Genomic DNA, 6,356 nt, shown 5'->3' with positions numbered 1-6,356 from the left:
AAAAAGAAGAGTTTAAGGAAATTTTGGCAATTTTAAGAAAGCAGAATCCTGATAGGATAAGGGTTCTGTGAAATTTGTCGTGTACAGAGATGTATTCCAAAAAGGTGATTTAACCGTAAAGTTTGATGCTAAACACGCGAGAGCATTTCATTTTAAAGATTATGTGGTGAAGGATATGAATAAATTATTTCATGGCTTTTAGAATAAAACCTCCTAGCGATATAGGAGGTTTTTTTATGAGTCATCTCTCAATCGATTGACAGTTAAAATCTATTCCATCTAACGCCTTGGTCTTATTTTCATATCTTTATCAATAAAAAAACTTTATTATAAAACGATACGATACGATACGAAACGTATCGTTTTATTTGTGAGGATTTCATGACAGTCGAAGACAAAAGTGCACGACGCCGATCATGTATTTTAGCTTCAGTCAAACAGGCTTTGAATGAAGTGGAATATCACCAACTGACAGTAGAAGACATTGCTTCACGTGCTGGGGTGGGAAAGTCGACTATTTATCGATGGTGGTCACATAAATCTGAATTGGTTCTAGACACGTTTAAGGAGCTCACACTCTCAATTTTTGAGTTTGAGCCAGAACTCGACCTTGAACAAAATCTTAATCAACAATTACTTCGTTTAGCTAAGGCTTTAGATCATCCAGTGGGACGAGCGATGTTGGTGGTTATGGCGAATCATCGTGAATTGGCTGCAACATTCTTCAAGCAATATTTATTACCTAAACGAGTTCAACTGCATCAACTGATCCAACAGGCGATTGAGGCGGGGGAGCTGATTGAACATGATCACTATGATTTGGTACTTGATCGACTATATGGTCCTATTCATTACCAAATTATTTTCTTTAATCATTTGCCTGATGAGCACTATATCCGTCAATTGGTCAAACTGAGTTTAGATCCATTACGTCCTCAAGCCCAAACATTAATGCGACAAGAGTAGATTTTCATGAGTGTAACCACCGAACGACTTTGGAATCGTTCATTTATCTTGTGTGTATTAAATAATTTATTTGTTTTTATTTACTACTTTGCCATGTTGGCTGTCCTTCCGATTTACATTGTGAAGGATTTAGCGGGATCAGTTGAAGAAGCAGGATTAGCGTTAACGCTTTTTCTCGCCTCATCAATAGCAGTACGACCATTTTCAGGCATGATCATTCAAAAAATGGGTAAGCGACTCACTATGCGTGGATCGAGCACGTTTTTTGCGGTCTTTGCATTTGCTTATTTATTCATTGATAACATGTGGTCATTGTTGCTTATACGATTTTTACATGGGATATGGTTTAGTGTGTTGACCACTGTGGCTGTTCCAGTCGCGAATGACTTCATTCCTGAGCATCGTAAAGGTGAAGGCATGGGCTATTATGTGATGTCCACTAACCTAGGTGTGGTATTTGGACCGTTAATTGCGCTCACCATGATTCAATTTTATAGCTTCCAAATTTTATTCGGTGCTCTCGCGGTGCTCATCAGTTTAGGTCTAATTTTTAGCTGGTTATTAAATATTCCAGCGAATCAGATACCTCAGCAAAATAAAATGAATAAAAAAGGATTTAGGCTTGAAGATTTTCTTGAGCCTAAAGTTTTTGCTGTAAGTGGTGTTGCTTTACTTACAGCTTTTGCTTACTCGAGTATTACCAGTTTTATTACGGTTTACAGTGAGAGCAAACAACTGCTGGCGTACACCAGTGTATTTTTTATATTGTTTGCGGCGTCGATGTTAATTGTAAGACCTTGGGTCGGTAAAATTTATGATCGTCAAGGTCCGAGTGCTGTTATCGTTCCTTCTTTTATATTTTTTGCGATTGGGCTTGTGGTCGTAACACTAGTCAATAATCAGTGGATGTTGTGGTTATCTGCAATTTTTATTGGAATTGGATATGGCTCAGTATTTCCTTGTTTGCAAACGCTCACCATTCAAACTGTAGATAAACAACGGATGGGGCATGCAATATCAACATTCTTTATTTGTTTTGATATTGGTCTGGCAGTTGGTTCAGTTGTAATGGGATTGGTTATTGCACAATGGAGCTTTGAATTTATGTACTTGTGTTGTGCGGTATTGGTCATATTAAACCTGATCATTTACCGGAAATATGTTCCAAATCCTCAGCCTATTAGTTAATAAAAAAACCTCCTAAATGGAGGTTTTTTTAGATTATTTTACTGTGGTCTAGCCACATCACCATTTAAATACTCAGGCAAATCTAAAACAGTCACGTCTAACTCTGCTAATGCTTCAGGACGTGCTACCACCAAAGCGATATAACCGTTTTCGAAAGGCGCACTATTGACGACTTGTACACTTTTATCGAGTTGTTCAGCTTCTGCAGGTACAGCACCTGTACCCTGAATTAAATGTAACCACGCTTTCGGTTTAGCTTTAAACCATAAACGTGCAATCACTTCCTGACCCAAGTAACAACCCTTGTCATAGTGAACGCCTTCACGTTGATGTAAACGAAGTTCTTGGGGTTGGAACACGTGTTCAATGGCTTGATCAATGTAAGCTTGACCATGTTGAATAGCCTGAACTTTCCAAGCGGCAATATCTGTTACTTCTGCTGAGAACGTTGTGGTGTCACCTTGAAGCGTAGGATAGACCTGACTAGCTTCTTCAAGTTTCATTTTGGAAAAAGCACCGAATTTTTTAATGTGTTTGGAAAATTCTTCAGCTTGATCTTGAGTGGTTACAATGACAAAGCTTTCAGGATTCAGCTTTGTTAACCATAAACCAAAGTGAATTCGACCTTTTAAATCACAAATTGCTGTGTAGCGCGTGATATTTTCCTCAAGGCGTTCAACATGCAACGTCACTTGACCTTGTAAAAATTTTTGAGCATCCACGCCATTAAGCGTAAATGAGGAGAAAGATAAATTGTTCATTTTCTATGCTCGAATCTGAATCTAATACTAAAGAATTATCCCAATTTTCCACTATTTTTCAAAAAAAAGCACATAACTGCTTATTTATCTGCGTTATTTGAAACAAAATATTTCAAAAACCCTGTTTTTTGTACCTAAGTAAATGAAATATATAAGATTTGGGAAATGGACTTTCAGCAGTGTACTATGCCATCACAAACGATGAAGTCTCATCAACAACAAAATGTTTAGAAAGTTTAGAAAAAAGATGCTCAAGGCAAGGCAGGAACGCGATGAATAACAACTACCGTAAACCACTGCAAGGTACCCAGCTCGAATATTATGATGTGCGTCAAGCCGTTGAGGATATTCAGCCAGGCGCATACGCAAAACTCCCATATACTTCTAAAGTGCTTGCAGAGCAATTGGTACGCCGTTGCGATCCTGCAATTTTAGAGCAGTCTCTTAAAGAGTTAATCTTTAATAAACAAGACCACGATTTCCCTTGGTATCCAGCACGTGTGGTTTGCCACGATATTTTAGGTCAAACAGCATTGGTGGACCTTGCAGGTTTGCGTGATGCGATTGCCGATCAAGGTGGAGACCCATCTAAAGTCAATCCCGTGGTACCAACTCAGCTGATTGTCGATCACTCACTCGCAGTCGAGTACGGTGGTTTTGATCCTGATGCATTTGAGAAAAACCGTGCGGTGGAAGATCGCCGTAATGAAGATCGTTTCCATTTTATTGAGTGGACCAAAACTGCATTTGAAAATGTAGATGTAATCCCTGCGGGTAACGGCATCATGCACCAAATCAATTTGGAAAAGATGTCACCTGTGATTCAAAACCGTGGTGGCGTAGCTTTCCCTGATACGTGTGTGGGTACAGATTCACATACCCCACATACCGATGCTTTGGGCGTGATCTCGATTGGTGTCGGTGGCTTAGAAGCTGAAAACGTGATGCTTGGTCGTGCATCTTGGATGCGTTTACCTGACATTATTGGTGTAGAGCTTGTTGGTCAGCGTAAGCCGGGTATTACTGCAACAGATATCGTATTGGCTTTAACAGAGTTCTTGCGTAAAGAGCGTGTAGTCGGTGCTTATTTAGAGTTCTTTGGTGAAGGTGCAGACACCATGTCGATTGGTGACCGTGCAACCATCTCCAATATGACCCCTGAATATGGTGCAACGGCTGCGATGTTCTATATCGACCAAAACACCATTGATTATTTAACGCTGACAGGTCGTGAACCTGAGCAAGTGAAGCTTGTAGAAAACTATGCTAAAGAAATTGGTCTTTGGGCAAGTGACATGACTAAAGCCGAGTACCCACGTGTATTACGTTTTGATTTATCTACAGTCACTCGTAACATTGCAGGGCCATCAAACCCACATGCACGTGTATCTACAAGTGATTTAAAAGCCAAAGGTATTGCAGGTAATTTAGACGCTGCTCGTGCGCAAGAAGCAGAAGGCTTAATGCCTGATGGTGCAATCATCATCGCTGCAATTACATCATGTACCAATACATCAAACCCACGTAATACAGTGGCAGCAGGCTTGCTTGCTCGTAAAGCTAATGAGTTAGGCTTAGTGCGTAAGCCGTGGGTGAAATCATCTTTTGCACCGGGTTCTAAAGCCGCAGCATTGTATTTAGAAGAAGCAGGTGTACTCGGTGATTTAGAAAAACTCGGTTTTGGTATCGTGGCGTATGCATGTACCACATGTAACGGGATGTCAGGTGCGTTAGATCCAAAAATCCAACAAGAAATTATCGACCGTGACCTCTACGCAACGGCTGTTTTATCAGGTAACCGTAACTTTGATGGTCGTATCCATCCTTATGCAAAACAAGCATTCTTGGCATCGCCTCCGCTCGTAGTTGCATATGCGATTGCAGGTACGATTCGTTTTGACATTGAAACGGATGCTTTAGCTCATGATAAAGATGGCAACCCAATTTACCTCAAAGACATTTGGCCATCTGATGAAGAAATTGATGCGTTGGTGAAAGTTGCGGTTAAACCTGAGCAATTTAAGAAAGTGTATATTCCAATGTTTGATTTGGGTGAGAAGGTTCAAGCCGCAAGCCCATTGTATGACTGGCGTCCGCAAAGTACCTATATTCGCCGTCCGCCGTATTGGGAAGGCGCACTTGCTGCACCACGTACTTTAGCCAATATGCGTCCGCTTGCGATTTTAGGTGACAACATTACCACAGACCATTTATCACCATCGAATGCGATTATGATGGATTCGGCAGCAGGTGAATATCTACATAAAATGGGCGTGCCTGAAGAAGACTTTAACTCATATGCAACGCACCGTGGTGACCACTTAACGGCACAACGTGCGACCTTTGCCAATCCGAAATTGTATAACGAAATGGTAGTACGTTCGGACGGTACAATTAAGCAAGGTTCTAAAGCGCGTGTAGAGCCTGAAGGCGAAGTGATGCGTATGTGGGAAGCGATTGAAACCTACATGAACCGTAAACAGCCTTTGATCATTGTTGCAGGTAAAGACTACGGACAAGGTTCAAGCCGTGACTGGGCTGCGAAAGGTGTACGCCTTGCAGGTGTTGAAGCCATTGTAGCTGAAGGTTTTGAACGTATTCACCGTACCAACTTGGTCGGTATGGGTGTGTTACCGCTTGAGTTTAAGGCAGGAACTGACCGTAAAACTTTAGGTTTGGATGGTACTGAGCTGTATAGTGTGATTGGGAATATTGCACCTCGTTCGACTTTAACTTTGGTGGTTGAGCGTTCAACTCAAGAGGGTCGTAATGAGATTTTAGAAATCCCTGTTACGTGTCGTTTGGATACCGAAGAAGAAGTGTCTGTGTATGAAGCGGGTGGGGTATTGCAACGCTTTGCACAGGATTTCTTAGAAGGGAGTTTAAGTTGATAACTATTTGATTTTTAAATTTAAAGAGTCCATATTTTATGGGCTCTTTTTATATTGGATTTGATTCATGTCTAGATTAGTTAAAAGATTATATGCAATTGGAACGCGTGGTCTTGCTAAAGGAAAAGTATTTGAAGCTAAGAAGAATACTAATAATAAATACGTTCTGAATCGCAAAAACAGCTCTTATTCAATTAACCCAACAAATAAGGCTGTTAATAAAGTTGAAGTGAATACTTTGAGTGAAGCATATGAGCTTTTAAGTAAAGATGAACACTTAATTAATTTGACGGATAAAAATGGAAATAGAGCACTGCGTGAATTTAAAAAAGTTAAAGTTGAATTCTTTTAGATAAGGCATATTTTTTTATTAATGATTTAAGTATCTAAAGATATTAGTGGGATAGGCGTTTATGTCTTTGTTGCGAGAAATTCAAAATGATGCAGTTAATACAAATGGGCTTTGTTGCACAAACCTAGCATCAAAAGCTTATTCAGCAATATAATTTCAAAATGAATAAGCCTGCCTCTAAAATCTACCGTACAACCA

5 protein-coding genes are annotated in these 6,356 nt (G+C 40.1%); 4 read left to right on the top strand and 1 reads right to left on the bottom strand.

The genetic code is table 11. The features are described from left to right. Positions 1-381: 381 nt before the first annotated feature. Both AC1M9D_RS13740 and AC1M9D_RS13735 read left to right on the top strand, forming a co-directional pair. Positions 382-966 carry a TetR/AcrR family transcriptional regulator gene (locus AC1M9D_RS13740; RefSeq protein WP_481612414.1) on the top strand — a complete coding sequence of 195 codons (585 nt, stop codon included), beginning with the start codon at positions 382-384 and terminating at the stop codon, positions 964-966. A 6-nt stretch (positions 967-972) separates the two neighbouring features. Then, complete coding sequence (locus tag AC1M9D_RS13735; RefSeq protein WP_481612413.1) at positions 973-2,154, top strand: MFS transporter; 1,182 nt, start codon at positions 973-975, stop codon at positions 2,152-2,154. Between the two features lie 38 nt (positions 2,155-2,192). Here AC1M9D_RS13735 and ygfZ read toward each other — a convergent pair whose 3' ends face one another. After that, on the bottom strand, positions 2,193-2,915 hold the full coding sequence (gene ygfZ, locus AC1M9D_RS13730; protein WP_481591729.1) for a CAF17-like 4Fe-4S cluster assembly/insertion protein YgfZ: 723 nt from the start codon (positions 2,913-2,915) through the stop codon (positions 2,193-2,195). A 272-nt stretch (positions 2,916-3,187) separates the two neighbouring features. Between ygfZ and acnD the strand changes: the two genes are divergently transcribed. Both acnD and AC1M9D_RS13720 read left to right on the top strand, forming a co-directional pair. Next, positions 3,188-5,806: a Fe/S-dependent 2-methylisocitrate dehydratase AcnD gene (gene acnD / locus AC1M9D_RS13725; protein ID WP_481612412.1), complete on the top strand. Its 2,619-nt coding sequence runs from the start codon at positions 3,188-3,190 to the stop codon at positions 5,804-5,806. 67 nt (positions 5,807-5,873) lie between these two features. Then, positions 5,874-6,158 carry a hypothetical protein gene (locus tag AC1M9D_RS13720; RefSeq protein ID WP_481591731.1) on the top strand — a complete coding sequence of 95 codons (285 nt, stop codon included), beginning with the start codon at positions 5,874-5,876 and terminating at the stop codon, positions 6,156-6,158. Positions 6,159-6,356: the final 198 nt, after the last annotated feature.

The organism is Acinetobacter sp. ANC_7682 (genome assembly GCF_056779795.1).
Note: the sequence above shows the minus strand (reverse complement) of the source record. Positions and strands in the feature narration are given on the sequence as shown.